This is a genomic window from Paenibacillus terrae (genome assembly GCF_005217525.1).
In the GTDB taxonomy this organism is placed as follows: domain Bacteria; phylum Bacillota; class Bacilli; order Paenibacillales; family Paenibacillaceae; genus Paenibacillus; species Paenibacillus terrae_C.
On sequence record NZ_PNXQ01000004.1, the window covers coordinates 35,098 to 58,367 of the forward strand.

15 protein-coding genes are annotated in these 23,270 nt (G+C 46.2%); 4 read left to right on the plus strand and 11 right to left on the minus strand.

Translation table 11 applies throughout. The annotated features are described in order from the left end of the window. Positions 1-197: 197 nt before the first annotated feature. From C1I60_RS03265 to C1I60_RS03275, 3 genes are all read right to left on the minus strand, one after another. Positions 198-2,708 (minus strand): U32 family peptidase, encoded by a 2,511-nt coding sequence (locus C1I60_RS03265; protein WP_170970728.1) that lies wholly within the window; start codon positions 2,706-2,708, stop codon positions 198-200. Positions 2,709-3,303: 595 nt separating this feature from the next. After that, complete coding sequence (locus C1I60_RS03270) at positions 3,304-5,217, minus strand: stalk domain-containing protein (RefSeq protein WP_137060467.1); 1,914 nt, start codon at positions 5,215-5,217, stop codon at positions 3,304-3,306. Positions 5,218-5,265: 48 nt separating this feature from the next. After that, entirely contained in the window at positions 5,266-6,507 is a 1,242-nt protein-coding gene (locus tag C1I60_RS03275; RefSeq protein ID WP_137060468.1) for a S1C family serine protease, read from the minus strand. 341 nt (positions 6,508-6,848) lie between these two features. On the opposite strand from C1I60_RS03275, the gene C1I60_RS03280 reads away from it, so the two are divergent. Then, positions 6,849-8,474, plus strand: coding sequence for a nitrite/sulfite reductase (locus C1I60_RS03280; protein ID WP_137060469.1), 1,626 nt, complete (start codon positions 6,849-6,851; stop codon positions 8,472-8,474). Between the two features lie 157 nt (positions 8,475-8,631). Here C1I60_RS03280 and C1I60_RS03285 read toward each other — a convergent pair whose 3' ends face one another. From C1I60_RS03285 to uvrB, 3 genes are all read right to left on the minus strand, one after another. Beyond that, positions 8,632-9,837: a hypothetical protein gene (locus tag C1I60_RS03285; protein ID WP_252361542.1), complete on the minus strand. Its 1,206-nt coding sequence runs from the start codon at positions 9,835-9,837 to the stop codon at positions 8,632-8,634. Between the two features lie 416 nt (positions 9,838-10,253). Next, positions 10,254-13,115, minus strand: a complete 2,862-nt coding sequence (gene uvrA / locus C1I60_RS03290) for an excinuclease ABC subunit UvrA (RefSeq protein WP_137060471.1) — start codon at positions 13,113-13,115, stop codon at positions 10,254-10,256. A 171-nt stretch (positions 13,116-13,286) separates the two neighbouring features. Continuing rightward, positions 13,287-15,278: an excinuclease ABC subunit UvrB gene (gene uvrB, locus C1I60_RS03295; RefSeq protein ID WP_137060472.1), complete on the minus strand. Its 1,992-nt coding sequence runs from the start codon at positions 15,276-15,278 to the stop codon at positions 13,287-13,289. Positions 15,279-15,486: 208 nt separating this feature from the next. Between uvrB and C1I60_RS03300 the strand changes: the two genes are divergently transcribed. Then, positions 15,487-16,314 (plus strand): flagellar motor protein, encoded by an 828-nt coding sequence (locus C1I60_RS03300; RefSeq protein WP_137060473.1) that lies wholly within the window; start codon positions 15,487-15,489, stop codon positions 16,312-16,314. After that, positions 16,298-17,110, plus strand: coding sequence for a flagellar motor protein MotB (locus C1I60_RS03305; protein ID WP_137060474.1), 813 nt, complete (start codon positions 16,298-16,300; stop codon positions 17,108-17,110). Before C1I60_RS03300 ends, C1I60_RS03305 begins: the two co-directional genes overlap by 17 nt. Positions 17,111-17,344: 234 nt before the next feature. Here C1I60_RS03305 and C1I60_RS03310 read toward each other — a convergent pair whose 3' ends face one another. Then, positions 17,345-17,569 (minus strand): aspartyl-phosphate phosphatase Spo0E family protein, encoded by a 225-nt coding sequence (locus C1I60_RS03310; RefSeq protein WP_137060475.1) that lies wholly within the window; start codon positions 17,567-17,569, stop codon positions 17,345-17,347. Between the two features lie 266 nt (positions 17,570-17,835). Further along, positions 17,836-19,257, minus strand: coding sequence for a DNA-binding protein (locus C1I60_RS03315; protein ID WP_137060476.1), 1,422 nt, complete (start codon positions 19,255-19,257; stop codon positions 17,836-17,838). A 253-nt stretch (positions 19,258-19,510) separates the two neighbouring features. Here C1I60_RS03315 and C1I60_RS03320 point away from each other — a divergent pair, with 253 nt between their 5' ends. Then, positions 19,511-19,882, plus strand: a complete 372-nt coding sequence (locus tag C1I60_RS03320) for a helix-turn-helix domain-containing protein (RefSeq protein ID WP_137060477.1) — start codon at positions 19,511-19,513, stop codon at positions 19,880-19,882. Positions 19,883-19,981: 99 nt separating this feature from the next. Here C1I60_RS03320 and C1I60_RS03325 read toward each other — a convergent pair whose 3' ends face one another. The 3 genes from C1I60_RS03325 to C1I60_RS03335 form a co-directional block, all read right to left on the minus strand. Then, on the minus strand, positions 19,982-21,379 hold the full coding sequence (locus C1I60_RS03325; protein WP_137060478.1) for a helix-turn-helix domain-containing protein: 1,398 nt from the start codon (positions 21,377-21,379) through the stop codon (positions 19,982-19,984). Between the two features lie 605 nt (positions 21,380-21,984). After that, positions 21,985-22,254 (minus strand): hypothetical protein, encoded by a 270-nt coding sequence (locus tag C1I60_RS03330; RefSeq protein ID WP_137060479.1) that lies wholly within the window; start codon positions 22,252-22,254, stop codon positions 21,985-21,987. A gap of 67 nt (positions 22,255-22,321) precedes the next feature. Next, a complete protein-coding gene (locus C1I60_RS03335) occupies positions 22,322-23,032 on the minus strand; it encodes a hypothetical protein (RefSeq protein WP_137060480.1) in 711 nt (236 codons plus the stop codon). Positions 23,033-23,270: the final 238 nt, after the last annotated feature.

Below are 23,270 nucleotides of genomic sequence, written 5' to 3' on the forward strand. Positions count from 1 at the left end.
TCATGGGTTAATCTCCTTTGTCTTCAATATAACGGATAGATATACTTCTATGATTATAACAGGAAGGCAGGTTATTTTAATAGGCTAAAGAAGAAGACATCTTCCCTCAAAGAGAAAATGTCCTCCAATCACTAGCTTGCTATATGAATATATTATGCTTCTGTAATCTTTTTAGCTCCAGACAAATATACAGTTATTTACTTCACCAGTTGCCCGCGTGTAACACCCAACTGGTTCGTCGCTTTAAGCGTCTTCCAGACCTGCGTACCGCTGATCTCTCCGCGCAAGGCACGGTTGTAGAGGTCAATCACCTCTCGTACCTGCTCCGGTGTCTCCTCCAAAAACTCCACGCGGTAGCGGGACACGCCCAACTCCATAAAGTTGGACAGGTACTCGGCACCTGATTGCTCGATGGCGTTGTATACCGTGTTGCGGCAGCCTTCGTCCACGCGAACGGGGTGAGACATACCAATCCGGTCGCGCAGGGATGCGCGATGGTCCTCACACGGACGCCCGCAGTTGGTGTAGTCTGTGCCTTCGCTCATGAAGGTACAATATACGCAATGCTCGGTATGGAACATCGGCATATGCTGCTGAATTACGATCTCCAGCTTATCGGTACGCGTACGTCTGAGCATATCAACCATTTGCTGAATGTTCAGGTCATACGACGGCGTAACCAGGTCGCAGCCTGAATCCAGGAACAAATCAGCCGCTTTGTGGTTGGCGACATTCAACGAGAAGTCACCAATCAGTTGCGGATGATGTGCGTCCGGATTTTCCAGCCGATGACGCATGTAGAAATACAGCGCCCCCGGATTGCGTACCAGCACAGCATCTGGCTTCAGACGCAGGATGTTGTTGTGGTAGCCGTTTTCACCCGGCATGTGAATACGCGGGGTCGCCAGCGCAATTCGACGCCCTGCGGCGTGTACAGCCTCCACGGCTGCCGGGAATTGCTTGATGAACTCGAAGTCGGCGTAGATGAACTCCACGCCGGCCTCCAGCGCAGCCTCAACCTGCGGGAGGCTGCGGCACAGCGCGGTCAGTTCTGCCTGACCGCGTGCCACTGGCGATGCGGGAACCGATGCATCGCCATACACCTCTACCGCCCGCTTCGTGTATACGGGCGGTTTGGGGCGCTCGCCCGCGAGCAATTCCACCGCCTGACGGCGGATACTGTTCAGCTCGCGCATCGGCACGATGACGTCCCCATGCAGGTGGACGTCCATTTCTTCCAGCTGGAACACCGTTCCGCCCAGTCGGCCGAACTGCTCCTCAAGCAGTTCGCGCGTCATTGGACGCTTCTGGGCGATTTCAAGTTCCAGCTCGGAATCCACACGGACCGTCGTGCCTTTCTGCACATCGGTCCACCAGGTCGACAGCGGCTGCCCTGGAGAGCCGCTGACACGCACATGTACCGGGAAGACGCGGTACGGCTTGTCGGTGTCGTACGTCTGGCGCAGACGCTTGTCCAGCGCCGGGTCGTTGGTCTTCCAAATGCGGTCGCCGACATGTACACGGCGCAGATCGACATCGTTGCGTCCCGCTACGATGTCGATGATCCAGCCTTCTCCGGCTTCGCCTTCGATCTTTACACCCTTGCGACGGATATCGTATACGCGTCCGCCTTCTTCTTTTTGCGTGGGATCTCCCGCATCGAATACAATACCGTCGCCACGCTTCAGCGGTGCATCAATACGGCACACAACGCCGTCACGAAGGATTTGTTCCACCCGGCCCAGATACACACCCCGGCTTTTCGGGAATGTACCATCAACCAGCTTTTTGTTATTCGTTCCTTCCAGAAATCCGTGCGTAAAGCCGCGTGAAAAGCTTTGCTGAAGCTCGCGGATATCTTCTTTGCTGGTCTTGGAAGTGTCACCTTCGAAATACTTATCAATCGCCTTACGGTACTTGCTGACCACGTTGGCCACATATTCAGGCGTTTTCAGTCGTCCTTCGATTTTAAAAGAGATGACGCCCGCGCCAATCAGCTCCGGCAGCAGATCAATGGCAGCCAAATCCTTAGGTGACAGTAGATACGTCACATCGGCCATCGGCTTTTGCTCGCCATCCACCATCAGATCATAAGGCAAACGGCATGCCTGTGCGCATTCGCCACGGTTCGCAGAGCGTCCACCCCACATTTCAGAAGTCAAGCATTGACCCGAGTAAGATACACATAACGCGCCATGTACAAATACTTCCATCGGAAGTCTCGCCTGCTCCCCTATTTTTTGAATCTGCTTTAAGTTATTTTCACGTCCGAGCACGACCCGCTCAATATTGTACGGTTTCGTAAACTCTACCGCCTCCGGCGAGGTAATCGTCATCTGGGTAGAGCCATGGATCGGAAAATCCGGCGAAATATCGCGGATCATTTTCACCAAGCCCATATCCTGAGCAAGCAACGCGTCCACACCCGCATCCACGCAGGCATCGACCAGTTCCTTCGCGTCCTCCAGCTCGTTTTCAAACACCAATATATTGAATGTCAAAAAGCCCTTAACCCCATAGCTATGCAAAAACGCCATAATTTCAGGCAGTTCCTCCATACGGAAATTGTTCGCCCGCGCCCGTGCATTGAACTTTTCTACTCCGAAAAAGATCGCATCGGCTCCATTCGCCACCGCCGCACGCATACAATCCCAGTCACCGGCCGGTGCCAGAAGCTCGACATCTTCTCTTCGTACTGCTGATTTCATCATTGTCCTCCCTATACTGAGAAATAACCTGTTATTCTTTGGTTAAGCGTTATTTTTCAGAGCAGCGATGCTGCTTATTTTAAAATCCTATGAACTATCATCCTATCCGATCATCCCTACTCTGAACCCCAGGCTCACGGGATCAATGGCATCCAACTCAAAAAATCCGCATCACAAATCTGCGGCATAATCATTCTTATCTTGTAACTAATCTAGTGTACCAGACTGCGCCCCAAGCTTCTACACTTTCCAAGCGATTCCTAGCAAGAATATCATACTGAAAACAAAAAAACACCTCCATATCCGTCAAGCAGTGCGTTGGAGGTGAGTCATATAAAACTAGAAAGAAGCGAAGTTAATATCGCTGCTCAGACTACTTCTTAAAAAAAGGAAAAGTAGGTAGGATAGGCAACCTAGTAAAACGTGCTGCCTTTGCTTTTCTCTTCTCTGCTCACACTTTAAAAAGATTGGTGATCTTATGGCGGGTGCCAGCTGAGCGGGCCATTTGAATCCTTATAAGCGCAGCGATCGCAGGATCAAATGGCCCGCTCAGCGCTCTCCCCACCATAACTCACTAATCTTTTTCCTACACCCTCTACTTCACAAACATAAACGAATTCAGCGTTGAATCCAGTGCATTAGACTGCACGCCCGTGTTGTTCGCGTCATTCAGCGTCGTTGTCACGGTATACGTTTTTCCGTCACGCTCCAGAACGATTTGACGTCCTGTGTAGCCAATGCCTTCTTCCACGCGATGGAATGTAAAGGAAGCTGCCGAAACCCCAGCAAACGTCACGTCCTTAACCTCTTCAACCTTGAGGTTTTTGTAGCTTTTACCCTGCTTATCGTAAAAGTCCTTGAGCTGGGATACCGTTAACTCGAACGATTTGCCATTATCGACTTTGATGGAGAAGCTTCCTCCGGTAAACTGGTACTCCACATCACCCAATTCAAACTGGTCGCTGATCGCTGTCCAGTATCGTGGAATATTCACCGTGTACTCATAGGCTTTGGAGGTCTTTTTGACCGTTTTCGTTTTGTCTGCCAGATAGTCGTCCTCTTCCAGTTGTCCGAAGTTGCTCGCTACAGTTTGGAAGTCGATTTGAAGCGAGGAAATGAGCGCATTGAACTGATCATTCCCTTTGCTCACTTTTTCCGGCACAGCGTATTCAGCCAGATAGCGGTATCCATTTTGCTGAATCAGCACACTGTATTCTTTAACCCATCCGTCGCCAAAATTGTATCGATACTCCTGAACCAGCCCCTGAACCCCCGCAACCTCCAGTGGATACGTCTTCTGGGCCTCATAAGCTGTAGATACAAATGAATCGCTCAGCCACTTTTGCAGCTGTTGACTCCAGTTTTCCAACTTGGCATCAGCCGGAGCTGAGGTCACCTTCAAGCGGAAACTCGATCCATCATTGCTTTCGTACTGCATCCGCTGATCGTCTATTTTCCAGCCTGCCGGTATGCTAAGCGACACACCATAGTCCGGATTTCCAGCCTCGCGTGTGCCCCCTACAACGGTGGACAGATCTTTAATGCTTTTATCCTGTGCATTGAAGGAAGTTTTGAAGGAATTTAACAGACCCGCATACTGTGAGAGATCCTTATAATTCGTTGCTTTGGCATCGGAAAAATAAATGACATACAGTCGCCCGTTGTCATAATACTGACGGTTTTCCCACAGCACGCCGTCTCCATCCTTCGTAATGACACGCGCATAAGGTACCTTCGATTTCGGGAAGGATTTTCGATCTACAACGATTTCTCCCGTCTCCTTGGCGGTTTGCACCAATTGCTGGAGAAGGTCGTCCGCGTTCAACGGAACCGGCTGTGAGGCCGTATGCACTTCCATATAATACGCACTATTCTCGTCCATGAATGTAGAGATACTCTCATCCCCGCCACCCTGACCGATGACCAGTCCTGTCGGATAGTTCATGGACCAATCGTAGTAGCTGTTCCCGATCTGCGTCTTGCCCTCATCATTATCAATGCTCGGCGTCTCTTCCGCTACCTTGCCTGCGTCTTCTTGCGCCTCCATCCGAATGATAATTCCCGCACCATTCTTCTCCAGCTTGCCTCCGAGACCCTCTGCTACTTGCCGTAACGGAACCATCAAGATGCCTGACGACATTTCCGGCGGAGCCGGAAGTGTCACCTTGTGACCTCTCACCCAGGCAGTGCGGCTTCCGATGGTCAGCGATACGACGTGAGCGCCGCTGCTAATTTTGACCACATTATCTTCAGCCAGCCGAATTTTGCTGTTAAATGCTTTTTTGAACACACCAGCCGGAACCATCAGTGCACCGCTTTTCGAATAGGGTTTTGCAATACTTGCATTCTGACCGTTCACGATGGCTGTGTTACTGCCGCCTTGCAGACGCAGCTCCAAGATCGTTTTATCACTGACCGCCGCAACTGCCGGCAAAGCAGATAGTAGAACGGACAACGCAACAGCGCCAGCTCCCAGCTTATGCATCATTTTTCTTTGAATATGCTTCACAATAATCTCCCTCTAGCTATATTTGATATCATAACGCTCCGTTTTCAATTACTTTCCTGTAACGGTCGCCTGTTGGACTGACTCAGATGCTTCCTTGGAAGGCGCTACATTGCCATCACCAGTTGACTCATCCGAGTCCCCGGAATCCTCTCCGCCCTGAATAGATTCATAGATTTCGCCATTATCCTGTGACAGTACCAACTTGCGTTTTACAATATCGCCGTCCGTCTGCATGAGCAAGCTCACCGTCTGACCCGGCTGATAGCTTTTAAGCAACTCGTTGACGTCGATAGTGGAAGCCACACGCTTGCCGTTTATGCTATACAACTCGTCGCCTTCCTTGATTTTGGCCTGAACAGCACTAGCCGAAGTAATTTTTGTGACTTTCAAAGGGTCCTCCGTAGGCAGCCCCACGATCGCCGACCAGCTCTCTTCCAATCCTAGACCAAGACTCGCACGCCGAACCTCACCATACTTGAAAAATTGAGCAATCACATACTTCACCGTATCTGAAGGAATCGAAAAGCCCATATTTTCAATACCGACAGCCGAAAATTTCATTGTATTGATCCCGATTACCTCGCCCTTGAGGTTTACAAGCGGACCGCCGCTGTTACCAGGATTGATTGCGGTATCGCTTTGGATGAGACGATAGGCAGCGTTGACGCCACGGTTCAATCCGCTGACGACACCCGAAGTTGCCGAATTACGCAGGGAAAAAGAGATAGGCGTTCCGATAGCCACTACCTGCTCTCCCACCTGAAGGTTATTCGGTGAGCCTGCTAGGGTAGCAGGCTTGAGGCCGCTTGCTTTGATTTTAACCAATGCCAAGTCACTGACCGGATCGCTGTAGCTATCTGTAATACCGTAAGATTTACCATCCGATGTCACGACCACAGCATCATTTAATCCTTCAATGACATGGGCATTCGTGACAATCCATCCATCCGCCCGAATGATGACCCCTGTGCCGTGAGCAAGGTTGTAGCGATCCCCGCCTGATACGGCTTGTCCCGTTGCTGAGCGGCCGATAATACCTACCACAGAGGGAGATACGTTTTTAACCACCTGCGGCACACGATCGGCTGATAACGTATATGTACCATTTGCGCTGTTATACGCGCCGCTGGTTCCTAATGCTTTATTCACATCGCCTACATTCACATAGACTCCGCCGTTAATGACCTTTGCCTTCAAAGCGGTTCCGCTGCTGGCTGCACCTGCTGTTCCAGATACACACAAAGCGCTACCCAAAGCCAGTATGACCGCCCTTTTCCCCATCTTACGCATATGTTCACCTTTTCCTCTCTAACATGACCCTGTTCTATCAGTTAGTCCAAATCTACCATAGAGGAGACACGCATACAATCGCTTTAAGCCCTATCTTTTTCTAAAAAAGCTATGATTGCCGCTTACATGACCCCTCATGTCATTTATACTATAAAATTACCAAATCCTTATATCAAGAAAATAAGCAAAAACGATAAATAATCGTTATAGCGTTTGGGTCATTCCTTCATTTACGGGCACTTCCAACTATGATACCATCACATTATATCTTAGTTCTATTGTCGGAAATAAAAGTATAATCTTGAATCCCTGCAAACAATGCTTATGAAGGAGGCAAATGGATGGCTTACGAACCAGTCTGGACCGCTCATCCCGATAAACTGAACAAATTTGAATTTGCCAAGCTGGAAAAGGACGGTCTCGACGTCATACGCACCATTATCGAAAACTATGCGAGCGAAGGCTTCGATTCGATCTCTGCGGACGATATGGACCGTTTCAAATGGGCTGGTGTCTATCAGCAAAAGCCCAAGGATGGTCATTTCATGATGCGTGTCCGCATCAACACAGGTATCATGACATCAGCGCAGGCACATGCATTGGCGGACATAGCCACGCTGTACGGACGCGGCCTCGTTGATGTCACCACCCGTCAGGCTATTCAGTTTCACTGGCTGACGGTTCAAGACTTACCTGATATTTTCAAGCGGCTGGAAAAAGTCGATTTGTACTCTTTTGAGGCTTGCGGCGACTGCCCGCGTACGATTGTTGGCAATCCACTCGCCGGCATTGATCCAAATGAATTGGTCGACACCAAGGACATTGTGGATGAAATCAACCGTTTTTTCCTATTAAATAGGGACTTCTCCAATCTGCCGCGCAAATACAAAATGTCCATCTCCGGTAATACGTACAATAACGCGCAGGCTGAAATTAACGATTTGTCCTTTACGCCAGCTACTAAAGTAATCGACGGGAGAGAAGTCATCGGCTTTCATGTGATGGTCGGTGGAGGTTTATCCGCCAAGCCACATTTGGCGCAATCGCTGGACCTGTTTGTCCGTCCTGATGAAGTTTTGAAGGTTGCCATTGCAGTCACTACCATTTTCCGGGATTACGGCTATCGGGAAAAACGACATCATGCCCGCCTGAAATTCCTCATCGCCGATTGGGGCCCGGAAAAGTTTTTAGCCAAGCTCACCGAGTATATCGGCGAAATGCCCGGCCGGGGCGAGGATAAAACGATCGGCTGGCAAGCAGCCTACTTTGACGGTGTTCATCCACAAGCGCAACAGGGTCTAAACTATGTCGGTCTAAACGTGCCAGTCGGCCGTCTGGCTGCTGACGAGCTGCATGAGCTGGCTGAGCTGGCTGACCGCTATGGTGATGGACAGATTCGTACCACCATGTCACAAAATATTTTGCTGAGCGGCGTGCCGGACGACCAGGTGAATGAATTACTACAGGCTCCTGTGCTGCAACGCCTGACGCCACAGCCCAAGCATTTTATGAGCCGTACAGTTTCATGTACCGGGAATGAATTCTGCAATCTGGCGATTGTGGAGACTAAAAAGCGGGCGGTTGACGTTGCCGAGTATTTGGATCAGCACATAGAGCTGGATGAAAAAGTGCGCATTCATTTCATCGGCTGCCCGAATTCCTGTGGACACAAGCATATTGCAGACATCGGTCTGCAAGGCTCGCTTATTAAGACACCCGAAGGCATGGTCGACGCGTTCGACATTGCTGTCGGCGGAACGCTTGGACCGGGTGCCCAGTTCAATAAAGCACTCAAAGGCCGCGTACGTGGTGATCAGGTCGGCCCTGTGCTGGCAGAACTGATTCTGTTTTACAAAGAAAATCGAAATGCTGGTGAAACTTTTTATGCGTATGTACAACGGGTAGGCATTCCGACTTTTCAGGAAAAGCTATCTGCTATTTTGCAGTCCAGCACCGTCGCTTCCTGAGGCTTGTAAGTAAGGCTCTTCTATAATATGTTCTCTTAACCTAATAGGCCTTCCAAGGCAGCCTGTTTGTATTTCGCATACAAGCAGGCTATTTTCTTGTGGTCATAACATGGCTACAAAAGGCTCTCTGCTGTGCTTTCGAAAAAAAGACACCGGATTATTCCGGAATCAAAATTTTAGCGAAATCAAGCATGACCGGCTTACGAGCGCCGCCAGATGTGGATGTCACCACTGCATAGCCTGTCGGTATTTTGTATACGAGTCCTGTGTCATATCGGATGCCGAAGGAATTGTCTTCCTTGTAATGGGTAGTGGTTTCCCAAACCTTCGTTCCGTTTCCTTTCAAGCCAGTGATGGTGATCCCGTGCATTTTTGTGGTGCTTCCCAGCGGATCATATCGGTCACTAAACTGGACGTACACCTGCTCCTCCGGCAGATATACCCGGTCAGTCGGATAATCCTCAGTATCACCGAACAATTGAAATCTGTTGCTCAAAATCTGTGTACGCTTGCTGTTCCCTTTAAGCCCTGTCACTGCAATATGGCCTCCAGGCAACTCCCGTACTTCTGCAATGTCTTTACCCATGCCCAGGTCAAAATGGATGTTGCGAATTTCCTGTCCGTACACATCTGCCTGTACTCCTACCGGGCCATGAGGACTGTTCATAAGTGCATAATATCCATCGTGATTCCCGACCAGCCAACCCGAAGTCACTCCGGTCTTCGTCCGTTTCCACAGCTCCTCACCAGTTTCAGAGTATTTGAATACGGTGAATGCTTGCTCCACCCGGTTCAGAGAGGATACAAGAAATCCTCCATCTGCAAGCGGTTCCAATCCTATAAGAGAGTCCTGTCCACGGGATACCAGACCCTCTGTTTGTAACATTTTGGACCATATGGCATTCCCTTCATCATCTAACCGAGAGGCTTGCAGCTCCCTTATCCCATCCGGCTTCGTATAGTCGATCAGCAACAGCGAGCCACCATCCGACGTTTCCCGCTGGACTCCTCTACTATCTGCCCCAGACTGCACATTCAGATCCAGCTCATGTTTCCACACATCCTCCAGCGAGCTGTCCAGCTTGCCATACGTGACATGCACCACGCTTGCCTCGTTGCTGTCTTCGATGTTCAATACCAGAAATCCACCATTCGATGCCGATTGAATATAATTATGAGGGTTCTCTTCATCCTCAAAGCTTCCAATCGCTGCGCTGGTTTCAATTTCAGCCTGCTTGGGCACAGCCGCCTCGGACACCTCGGATGCATAAGACGGAACAGCGCTAACCCCCATGACCAATATCGCTAAAGCAACTCCTGCTGTCCATGAATAAACATGTGTACGTAGAAAATCGTTTCGCATTCCCTTCAAACGTTCCAGCTCCCTTCATGACTTTACCTCAGAGATGTTTTTAAAAACCTTAGATGTGATAACACTACAGATGGCTGCGCTTCAACTTGTAATGGTTGTCACGTGGGCACGGAACTTCATGCGATGCTATACAATCATCGGTTATATATTTACCTCTTCAAGCCCGAGCCCAAACATTTGAAACTCCAAAATGGAGACTGCTCCGAGACTTTCTGCCGATGTATATACGTATAGATTTATTATTCCAGCGCTTGGTAAACTAAGTGTCACATGCTTTAACGCAAGATTTGGATAAAAGTTCTCTATTTTTACAAAATAAAGCCCCACCAAGACAAAGGAATGAATACGCTAATTCGCATTCTACCTTCATACCTGTGTGGGGCTTACAAGACTTATATTAAATATGTCTACAGATCGGCTGTCTGAAGCGCCTGGCTGCGCTGTGTATCCCGTTCAAGAATCGGCTTCAAATACCGTCCTGTATAGGATTCTTCGACCTTCACGAGCTGCTCAGGTGTTCCAGCAGCCAAAATCGTTCCACCGCCGCTACCGCCTTCCGGTCCCAAATCAATCAGATAATCGGCTGTTTTAATCACATCCAGATTATGCTCGATGACCAGTACAGTCTCTCCCGAATCAACCAGACGATGCAGTACCGTCAGCAATCGGTCAATATCATGAACATGCAGCCCCGTAGTCGGCTCGTCCAAAATGTAAATCGTCTTACCCGTGCTGCGACGATACAGTTCGGAAGCCAGCTTCACACGCTGCGCCTCGCCCCCGGATAAGGTAGTCGCAGGCTGTCCCAGCTTGACATATCCCAGGCCTACATCCAGCAGCGTCTGAATCTTGCGATGAATCTTCGGAATATTTTCAAAAAACTCTGTCGCATCCTCTACCGTCATCTCCAGCACATCGGCAATACTTTTACTTTTGTACTTAACTTCAAGGGTTTCCCGATTATAGCGTTTGCCCTTGCATACTTCACACGGAACGTACACATCCGGCAGAAAGTGCATTTCAATCTTGATAATGCCGTCGCCCTTGCAGGCCTCGCAGCGACCACCCTTAATGTTAAAGCTAAAGCGACCTTTTTGATAGCCACGGACCTTAGCCTCATTTGTTTTTGAAAATAAATCACGAATATCATCAAATACTCCGGTATAAGTTGCAGGATTGGAACGTGGCGTGCGGCCGATCGGAGACTGATCAATCTCAACGACCTTATCGATATTTTCAAGCCCGCGAATTTCCTTATGCTGACCCGGACGCACTCTCGCCCGGTTCAGATCACGCGCCAGTGTTTTGTATAGGATTTCGTTGATCAGCGTTGACTTCCCGGAACCGGATACGCCAGTAACAGCCGTGAAAACACCTAACGGGATTTTAACATTTAAATTTTTGAGATTGTTCTCCTTAGCCCCGCGTACCTCCAGCCACTTATCCGTAGGCTTGCGCCGTTCGGTATTGACCGGAATGAACTTGCGCCCGCTCAAATATTGCCCTGTCAGGGAATTTGGGTCTTCCATAACTTCCTGCGGGGTACCCTGTGACATGATCATCCCGCCGTGGATTCCAGCTCCCGGTCCAATATCAATAATATAATCGGCTGCCATCATCGTATCTTCGTCATGCTCCACCACAATCAGCGTATTCCCGAGATTCCGCATATGCTCCAAGGCACTAATCAGGCGGTCATTATCCCGCTGGTGCAACCCGATACTTGGCTCGTCCAGAATATACAGTACACCCATCAGGCTGGAACCGATCTGTGTCGCCAACCGGATGCGTTGTGCCTCACCACCGGATAACGTGCCGGCTGCACGACTTAAGGTCAGGTACTCCAATCCAACATTAACGAGGAATCCCAAACGGCTGTTAATTTCCTTAAGAATGAGATTGGCAATGGACTGTTCCTTCTCACTCAGCACCAGCGTTTTGAAAAATTGAGACGCCTCGCCGATGGACAAATCAGTTACATAGGCAATGTTACGCTCCTGAATAGTCACCGCCAGGGTTTCTTTCTTCAAACGATGTCCCTTACAGGTGTTACACGCCTTTGCGCTCATAAATCCTTCAATAAACTCACGGATACCATCCGAAGCTGTGTCACGATAGCGACGCTCCAGATTCGGGATAATTCCCTCGAAGGTCACAAAGGCTTCCTTGCGTTGGCCAAAATCATTTTCATAACGAAACCGGATCTTCTGGTCGCCCGTTCCATGTAATATGGTGTTCATTTGTTCCGTGGTCAGCTGGCTGACAGGATTGTTCTGTGGAATACTATAATGCTCGCATACGGACTGCAAAAATTGCGGATAATAGGTGGAGGTTCCTCCACTCCATGCCTGAAATGCTCCATCTTCTACACTTTTCTCCGGGTCAGGAATGAGCAGGTCGGGGTCGACCACCATTTTAACGCCCAATCCGTCACAATCCGGGCAAGCACCGAACGGACTGTTAAAAGAGAACATCCGTGGCGACAGCTCGTCTATACTGAAACCACAGATCGGGCAGGCAAAATTAGAACTGAAGCGCAGCTCTTCTTGCCCCATCATGTCCACCAGCAACTGACCTCCTGAAAGGTTCAATGCTGTCTCAATAGAGTCGGACAAACGTGTACGCACATCCTCCTTCACTACGATCCGGTCTACAACCACTTCAATGGAATGCTTCTTGTTTTTCTCCAGCTCGATCTTTTCGGATAGCTCACGCAATTCGCCATTGACACGCACCCGTACAAAGCCTTGCTTGGCAATATCCGCAAACAGCGTTTTATGCTCCCCTTTGCGTCCCGAAACCAATGGGGCCAATATTTGCAGCTTTGTCTTTTCAGGGTATTGCAAAATGCGGTCTACCATTTGTTCAACCGTTTGTGATGTAATTTCAATGCCATGTTCAGGACAATGAGGGTGACCAATTCGGGCAAACAACAGCCGCAAATAGTCATAAATCTCTGTAACCGTACCGACAGTAGAACGCGGATTACGGCTCGTAGTCTTTTGGTCAATGGAAATCGCAGGTGACAGTCCGTCAATGGAATCCACGTCCGGCTTTTCCATTTGCCCCAGGAACTGACGCGCATACGCGGATAAAGACTCCACATAACGCCGCTGTCCTTCTGCATAGATCGTGTCGAAAGCCAGTGACGATTTACCTGAGCCACTTAGCCCCGTGAGGACGACAAATTTGTCCCTTGGGATAGTCACGTCAATATTTTTGAGATTATGCGCCCGAGCGCCTTTGATGATGATGCTTTCATTCGCCAAATGTTTCATCTCCTTAGCCATAGTTCACGTCATGCTATATTGCGATGGAATACCCCATGCAAGTGATATATCGCAAAGAGAACGACCACATGGGCCGCCCTCTCTATTTTCAAAAGCAATCATCCATTTCATTTTTTCAATGTGTTCGCGCTACTAGCCGCCCCTGAAAGCTTAATCAGCCCGCAGCTCCAGCAAAGCGTCACGCAACTCGGCGGCGCGCTCGAACTGAAGATTCTTGGCGGCATCCTTCATCTCCGCTTCCAAACGCTGAATCAGCGACTGACGCTCCTTCTTGGAAAGTTTACCCGTCTCGCCAGGAAGGTAATCATTACGTGCCTCTGCCACCTTGGTCGCTTCAATGACATCACGAATCTTTTTACGAATCGTTTGCGGGGTAATGCCGTGGTCTTCATTATATTGAATTTGAATCGCACGGCGGCGTTCGGTTTCTTTTATCGCTTTATCCATAGAATCCGTAATTTTGTCACCGTACATAATAACACGACCATCACTATTCCGCGCTGCCCGTCCAATCGTCTGGATGAGTGAACGTTCGGAACGCAGGAAACCTTCCTTGTCCGCATCCAAAATCGTCACCAGCGATACTTCTGGCAAATCCAGACCTTCCCGTAACAGGTTGATCCCAATCAATACATCAAAGGTACCCAAACGGAGGTCCCGTAAAATCGCCATCCGCTCCAGTGTCTTAATCTCGGAATGCATATACCGGACCTTGATACCCACTTCTTTTAAATAGTCGGTCAAATCCTCAGACATCTTCTTGGTAAGCGTGGTGACCAGTACCCGCTCCTCACGCTCCATACGAAGCCGTATCTCGCTAATGAGATCGTCGATCTGTCCCTTGCTCGGCCGCACCTCAATGATCGGGTCAAGAAGCCCCGTAGGTCGGATGATCTGTTGCACAGTCGTTTCGCATTTCTCCAGCTCATAGGGGCCTGGTGTAGCTGAAACGTAGACGATCTGACTCACCTTGTCCTCGAACTCTTCAAACTTCAGCGGGCGATTATCCAGCGCAGATGGCAGACGGAAACCATGGTCCACCAGTACATTCTTACGTGCCTGGTCACCATTATACATCGCCCGAATCTGCGGCAACGTAACATGAGACTCATCAATCACGATCAGCATATCATCCGGGAAATAATCCATCAGCGTATACGGTGTCGCCCCCCGCTCGCGGAATGTCAGTGGACCTGAGTAATTCTCGACGCCGGAACAAAAACCAACCTCTTTCATCATCTCGATATCATAGCGGGTACGTTGCTCCAAACGTTGTGCCTCCAGCAGCTTCCCTTGTTCCTTCAGCTCCACTAACCGTTCTTCAAGCTCACGTTCAATGTTGACCAGTGCTACCTTCATCGTATCCTCATGAGTAACAAAGTGAGATGCAGGGAAAATGGCAATATGATCACGTTCACCGATCAATTCACCCGTAAGCACATTAATCTCGGTGATCCGTTCAATTTCATCCCCGAACAGTTCTACCCGTATAGCGTGTTCCCCATGGGAAGCCGGGAATATTTCAACAACATCCCCCCGTACACGGAAAGTACCCCGCACGAAGTTGATATCGTTCCGCTGATATTGAATATCCACCAAGCGGGACAAAATCTGATTGCGGGGTTTCTCCATACCGACTCTAAGCGAGAGCAGCAGGCTTGAATATTCTTTCGGCGAACCCAAACCATAAATGCAGGAGACACTCGCTACAATAATAACGTCACGACGCTCAAACAGAGAGCTTGTGGCCGAGTGGCGAAGCTTATCAATCTCCTCATTAATGCTGGAATCCTTTTCAATATACGTATCGGAAGACGGGATGTATGCTTCCGGTTGGTAGTAATCATAGTAGCTGACAAAATAATCGACAGAGTTATTCGGAAAAAACTCCTTAAACTCACTCGCCAGTTGGGCAGCCAAAGTCTTGTTATGTGCAATAACCAGCGTAGGCCGATTCAGCTTGGCAATCGTCTGCGCGATGGTAAACGTCTTACCCGTTCCCGTAGCACCCAACAGCGTTTGATGCTTTTTTCCTTGTGTAATCCCCTCTACCAGTTCAAGAATGGCATGAGGCTGATCGCCTTGGGGCTGGAATTCCGACTGAATTTCAAAAGTCTTGTCGCTAACAACGATATCACTCATTGCCCTGCATCACCCTTATCGTCTAAAATGAAAACATCATGTTTCTACAACAGTCGAGCTGAAACGTCTTTACCTGTAAACCTATGTCGATATTTCCCGAGCAATGATACTTGGGAAATATGGTTGGATAAGAATGTTTGTTCCCGTATTATACCTCTTTCTTACCTTGGATGCAAACGATAAGTCTTGAATAGGAGTGAATTAAATTTTGGATATCACCATCGTGTTGGGCATCATCGCCGGAATCATAGCATTAATCGGTGGCTTCTTATGGGAAGGCGGACAATTTACAGGGCTGCTTCAGGGTACATCGGCTCTGATTGTGTTTGGCGGAACGCTCGCAGCAGTTGTTATCAGCTATCCCGCCTCTAAACTAAAGAGCATACCTGCGGCCCTTCGGATGGCTTTTAGCCGTGAGGAGAATCTCTCCGAGCAATATATTGAGGATTTGGTTTCCATGGCAGCCACCTCCCGCCGATCCGGAGTGCTTGCGCTGGAGCGTATTTCCTCAGAGCATCCGAATGCATTTCTGCGCGAAGGTCTTCAACTGGTTATTGACGGCACCGAGCAGGAACAAATTAAACAAATTCTGGAACTAGAGTTAGATAGCATTGAGCACAAGCACGAAGGATATGCCAAAATATTTGAATCCGCAGGCGGCTATGCCCCTACGATGGGGATTATCGGTACTGTGATGGGCCTGATCCATGTACTCGGCAGCCTGACTGAGCCAACAGCGCTTGGACCGTCTATTGCCGTCGCTTTTATCGCTACACTATACGGCGTTGCCAGCGCTAATCTGATTTTCCTGCCCATCGCATCCAAGATCAGAGCATGCAGCGAAAGTGAAATGGTCACGATGGATTTACTGCTGCAAGGCATTCTCGCCATCCAAAACGGAGAGAATCCGAAGCTTGTACGCAAAAAACTGGAGTTCTTCATCCGCTCAGAGCAAAATCTGGATCATAAGCCGCCTCGTCGCTCACGTTCCGAGGATGCTGCTCCAAAGGAGGACTTCCATGAGAGCGCGCGCTAAGCGCCGTGGGCAGCAAGGAGGCGGAGACCATCGTGACCGCTGGATGATTACTTACGCCGATCTGATCACACTGCTGCTCATTTTTTTCGTAGTAATGTACGCTATGAGCAGCCTGGATGCGAAAAAATACGATGTCGTTGTTCAATCCCTACAGGATACGTTCCATAAAGGCAATTCTATTTTGGAGCAAGGTTCAGGGATTACGGGTACTGCTGACCGTTACACAAGCAAGAATCCGCCCACAGCCAAGCAACCTTCATCCGATAACAAAGCAGCCGGACCGACCAAACTGACCGAACGTGAGCAGGCATTTCGCAAGCAGGAAAAAGAACTGCAAAATCTGATGAGCGTCATAGAGCAATATATTTCGGATAATAAGTTGCAAGATCAGATTTTCGTATCAGATCAGCCGCGCGGTATTGTCATCACCCTGAACGACCGCTTTTTATTCGATCAGGGCAGGGCTGCACTCAAGCAAGGCTCTGCAAACACGTTATCCAAGCTGGCCAGTCTGTTCCGGGATCTAAGAACGCCGATCAGCATCGAGGGCCATACGGACAATATTCCGTTCACACGCGCTTCGAACGCTTCGACCTACAAGGACAACTGGGAGCTTTCCGGGGCGCGGGCGCTATCCGTGCTTCGATTCTTTCTAGATAGAGAAGGATTATCTCCTACAGAATTTCAATACGCAGGTTATGCCGATACCCGACCAGTTGGAGATAATACCACCGAGGCCGGACGACAAAAAAACCGCCGTGTCGAAATTACCGTACTGCGCCAGCTTCAACAGTAAATGCCAAAAACCTCCTAGTCACACTTAACGTGAACCGGGAGGTTTTTTTAGATAGATATCATCGTTCTAGATGGCTTCCGCTCTGATGTGACGCAGAACAATAAACCGTACCAACAGCGTTGTATAGAGCGGCGTACGAGATACGAGAGAGATTATTTTGTTTAAGTCTATATCCCCACTATGTATTTGAAGCCCAAGATGAAATTAAGTAAAGCCTGGTCATGATGCTGGAAATCAATAAGATAAGGCAAATTCGTGTTGCTTCTCTTGCACTGGTGAAGTTGTGGAGATGCTTTGCTTGTGGTAGCTATATTTCCAATCGCTGTACAAATTAAGGAGCCGATCCAACTCCATAGACTTGGTCAACACCTGTCGATCCTTCAATCCCACCTCTTTCGCCAAATCATTTAATTCTTTACGCTTTTCTTCGATGCAATCCTCCAATTCTTTCAATTTCACATCAACAAACCTCCTGTTTGGTATGGTATTTACAGTTAGTTTACAAGCTGATACCTTCCCTACAGGTTAATAATATAATAAAACCCATTTCATCCCTTTAACGGGATAAATCAAAATCAAAAAAAAAAACAATCTGAGAGGATTGGCTTATTTATATCTTTAATATTAATAAAAATACCCAACCCTAACCTCCTGCACCATGATAAAAAACACTAATACCACTTGTATCTTTATAGTAAGTTTCCAAATGTCCAATATTCCATATACTAACCAAGCTTATAAGCAATAGAAGCAGGGGAATTTTCTTTCGCATTCTTAAGCACCTCTTCCATAATTTTTTGATATTCTAACAATTGAATTTCAGAAGATCTAATACGATACATTTCAAAAAGTGCAGTACATTCTGCAAAGCTATTTCTATTATTTATTTGGAAATACAATTTCAAACTCTGCAAAATATAATGTAGACCCTCAGAATAAGAAGAATGTATAAATTTATAAACTGCAATTTGTTGAAAAAGATTAGCACAACTATCTAAAATAAAAGTGGATTCATAATAGCTTTCCCTAACATGCACTTTTGAGCTAACTGTTTTCAATTCCTCAGCAAAAATTTCAAGAATGTTATCTATTAAAAACCCATGTCTGTTTGCTGATTCTGTAATTGTCCATAATCCAGGTAACACTTCTTGAGGATTACACTTAAGAAACTCTACGTACTCAGTAAGTTTCTCGACGTTCCCCATAATTACACTTAAATTCAACAAGTTAGCTTCTGCCCATATCCTAAACTTTTCCACTTCCATTATTCCAACCTGATCTAGTCCCTCAAACCAACTCAAATCTCTATAACCACAAATGTACTCTAATTCTTCTTCATAAAACCCTTGCTTTTCTAATGCAAGTCCTTTTAATAAGTACCCTTGCCCATAATAAACAACAAGTGGTCTTTCAGTTACCAAGCATTTATACTTATATTTATTTTTCCGTTTCTGAACTTCATTCTTATACACAACAGTTGCAAGATTTCGCAATTCATCTGCATATTTCTCTACCTCTTTCCACTGATGTAGATTGAAGTATATATTAGCCAGTTTTAGTAAAGCGTCCAAGTGATAATTCTCGGGTAAGCGATTACGATAAGGAATAAATTTTAATACAGACTCCAAGTTTTTCTCGAAATCTTGACCTATTGAAGCTACAAACAATTTATAGTGACTAATTGCCAACCTCTCGGAATGTTGGTACTTCTCATTTTCAATAACACATTCATAGAAAGGAATTGCCTCTTTTAACTTCCCTTCTTCATACAACTCCTCTGCCAAAGCAAAGATCGTTGGAATGTGGTTAAGATCTTCCATTAACCGTGAAAGCACCTTCTCTACGCACCGCAGATTCCCCACCTCAACACAACGAATCAGAAAGGGTTTAACCCTTTTCCAATGAGGTCTTCCATCGTAAAAGCATTCATCTACGTATAGGTCATACAACCAGTCCTCTGGATAGTTAAACGCTTTAGTAATTAAGTCCATTTGTCTTACAGAGATAGGTTTAGGCGGATTTCCGTTAAGCATAGCACTAAATATGCCCCGATTAAGTCCCGTGGCTTGTCCAAAACTATTAAAAGTGTAGCCACCAAGTTTTAATTCTTTTTCAATCTCCGAGCGAATCGTGGTTGTATTTTCCATAAAAACACCCCCCGGCATATTCAGATGATTTTTGAAATCACCCTCCTCGACAAACAATTACAATATACTAGAAATTATATGAATAAACTGGATGATGGTCAACCCCTTTTTTTACACCGTTTTAATATATATTGGAATTTAATGTGTTTATAAGTCCTTAAAAGGACTTATTATTATATTATTTAGGCAATTTGATTACCTCCACGCTTGAAGTTCCTTTGTCTACACTCATATTATAGGGGTGTGGATGTCTATGGAAACAACAAAACTCATAGGAGCAAAAATCCGCCAATTTCGGACGTTGCGTGGTATTACACAAGAACAACTGGCGGAAGCATCCGATTCAACAGGTTCCTATATCGGCAAGTTGGAGCGTGGTGAGGTCAATGTACAGATCAAAACACTGGAGAAAATAGCCGAAGCCTTGGGAACAAACGTATTCGCATTTTTTGACTACAATCCATATGAAGAACTCAAAAGTCAGCCGTGGATATGGGAATGTGTTCATTTACTCTCCCAGCAGAATGAAGCCGATCAAAATAAAGCTTATCGCATATTGAAGGAACTATTCACCTCTTCAGTAAGTGAGCTTTCAGCAAGTAACTCTGATGAGTCTGGCGAATAACGAAGAAAATTAACTTTTTCCCGATCGATCATGAACATAATATTTCAAAAGGGCTATGTTACTCTACCTTAGTAGTAGGTTACATAGCCCTTTTATGTTCTAAGAAGTCATCTGCTTGATGTTATATTCTACTTCTTTAAGCACTTTTTCATATTCTGCCCGTTGCTCCTGTGTCGAGTGATCCTTATATTTCTCAAACAACAACGTAATGGACTTGATATAGTAAGCCTTATCATTTAACTGTGAGGATGCTTTGAGACTATTCAACATACTGTCGATCGCCTCAGAGTAGCTCCCTTTATTAAAATAGTAGCGACTAAGCTCAAGAAAAAAACGGGAATAGGTCACCAGATTGTAATTTGTATGATAGTAAGAAATATTTGTACGCAAGTTCCTAAACTCATTAATATTTTCTGCAAAAAGGAGCAGAATATCGTCTATGGAGTGATTGTAATTATTGGCCGATTCCATAATGGTCAATAGCCCATGTAATATTTCCTGAGGATTATTCCTAATAAGATCAACATAGGCTGGTAATCTAGTCATATCTCCCATTAGAATTTCTAAATTCAAACGGTTTGCTCTAGCCCACATTTTAAATTTCCGCGCCTCTAGTATTCCAAGCTCATCTAGCCAGTCACAGTCAATTAAATCTTCATAAAAAGGGATGAATCCCATAGCTTTTTCGTATAGCCCTTGTTTTTCAAGCATGTTCCCTTGCATTAAATATGCTTGACCATAATACACGATTAGATGTCTTTCCGTGTTTAGAGATTTTACTTCACGTTTTTTTATTCTCGCTTGAACTTGCTGCTGATAAACATTTGTGGCAAGTACCTCAAGTTTTTTTGCGTATTGTATAGATGTCTCACAGTCATAAACTTGAAAGTATACATTTACCAGCTTTAATAAAGCATCCAGTTGATGATTCTCAGGTAAATTCTTGCGAAAAGGAGCAAACTTCAGAGCCAGTTGGCAATTATTCTCTAGATCTTTGCTTAAAGAGTAAGAAAATAACCTATACTGACTAATCGCTAGCCGCTCCGAGTGGTAATACCTTTCGTTCTCTATTACACACTCGTAAAAAGGAACTGATTCCCTTTCCTTTCCTTCTGCGTGTAATTCTTCTGCAAGTTCAAATATGGTCGGCACATAGGACAAATCCTCTGTCAGCCTCGATAAAACCTTCTGAATGAAGTCCTGTCTTCCTAACTCCACACAACGCAACAGAAACGGCTTAATCCGCTTCCAGTGCCCTTTTCCTTCGTAAAAGCATTCATCTATGTACAACTCATATAGCCAACCGTCAGGATACCCCAGCGCCTGAGTAATCAGATCCATCTGTCGAACGGAGATCGGCTTGGGTGGGTTGCTGTTCAGCATGGCGCTGAATGTGCCTCGGTTAATACCGGAGATTTTACTAAAACTGCTAAAACTATAGCCCCTTTGCTTCAATTCTGTCTCTATCTTTGAGCGGATCGTAGGTGTATGTTCCATGTCAATCCCCCTCATTGAAAATAATGTTTCTTTTTTATGTAAAATACATCCTATAATCATTTTTAAAATAATACAATAGTGTGAAAAAAGAGAAATAAATGGTTTATATACTCATTCTAATTTATGATGCCTTAGAAAGAAGTCTTTTTTAAACCAATCCCATGATAATTGAAAAGTGAATGAAGTACATAACGTTTAAATCCTTCATCCAGTATGGATTGAACCTGAAAGTTGGGCGCACGATTCTGATCCTTTTCAAGAATATTAAGAGCTACTCGCAGTTCATCTGATCACTCCGCTTCTACGACCTATTCTTCTCTTTCCCATATGTAATTGACTAGGGACTCTTTAGGTTCACCCAAGCGTAGTAGCAGCTCCTTCCGGACCAGCTTGCCGTGTTCCAATAGCCATATATAACCTAACCACTTTTATTTGAACTCAGCACCCATACCGCTTCTTTAACGCTATACAACTCATATACCTGTATAAGCTCTTTAATGGATAAATCCTTTACTCTTCTCTCTCTTTGGTCTTAGCTCGGTTCCCTGAAAAACAGAATAAAACGCTCCTGGGGAAATTGAGCTTCCGCAGGAGCGCGTATGGAGCTAATTACTTTTTCTTCTGAGATACTTGGATGCTGCTGCTGCGACAATCACAAATACCAATATGGCAAAATAAGGATATGAATCGGAGCTGCCAGCATTGTTAAAAGCTTTGATAAGCGCATACAATGCCACCAATCCAATGAGACCAACAACGAATTGGGCACTTCTTCGTGCTGGCTGCTTTGAACGCTTAAATATGAACAGGACAGCAGCAACGCCCAAAAGAGCATAAACCATCAGAAAAGCAGTGACATAAAAAATTGGGTTCATAATTACCTGCCCCTTCTTTTACAGTATATACAATATTATAGTAAAAGTAAGGTGTTTAGTGCAAATCTTAGTTGGAATTAACCGTGTAATAAGGAGCTGGCAACCAGTGTAGATTGAGCGTAGTACCGCGTGAACCGTTATAGTTGTCCAAGCTTGAAGCAACCAAGTCTGTTCCTAAAGATACTAATGCAGCTGCGGCACTGGCAGCCCAAGGTATAGGATTAGGACCCATAATACCACCTATTGCAGCAGCCAAACCTGAAACAGTCAAATATCCTTTAGATTGTTGTTTTAATGAATAGGAGAGTTGTTTGGTTTCGCTTTGTGACATCGTTATTGCTACTCCCCACCAATACGAGTTCGAGGAAGCATTAGGTGTGATTACGTTTTGCGGTTGAATAGGTGCTTGTCCAGACGGGACAATCGTTTGGTTTTCAACGTCTAATTTGGTTTGTCCACTTTTGAGAGATTCGTTGATGATCTGAACACCACTAGCAATATATTCGTAAGCCTCTTTAGAGACAACATCCTTACCAGCTTCGTCAATGTAGAGCAGACCGTCCGCACCCGGTTTAATATATTTCTCCAAACCCTGGGCTGCTTCCAGATTCTTTTGCAATGTTGCTGTATCGAGATGCTGTAAAGTTACAATAGGAGATTGGCTTTGTTCTTGAAAAGAGTCATTTACACTTGAACTTGCAAAAATTGCACTCGGCGCGACAACAGCTCCTAACAAACTAAAAGATAAAGCGGTAGCAACCAGTCTATTCTTCTTCATAGATAATTCCTCCGATTCAAGATATTTTTTCAAACTCAGTAAAACCCATCCCCCAAACGACTACACTACAACCTGAACATCCACACATTTAAGTCATTAATTTATAGTAAATATTACGAATTTTTTTATATGCGAAAACAAGGATGAATTATTCAAAATTATTTTAGTTCAAAGGGCAGAGTATCCCCCACAAAGTGTTTAAAGCATGGGCATTCTATAGGATATAATGGTTCTTTTT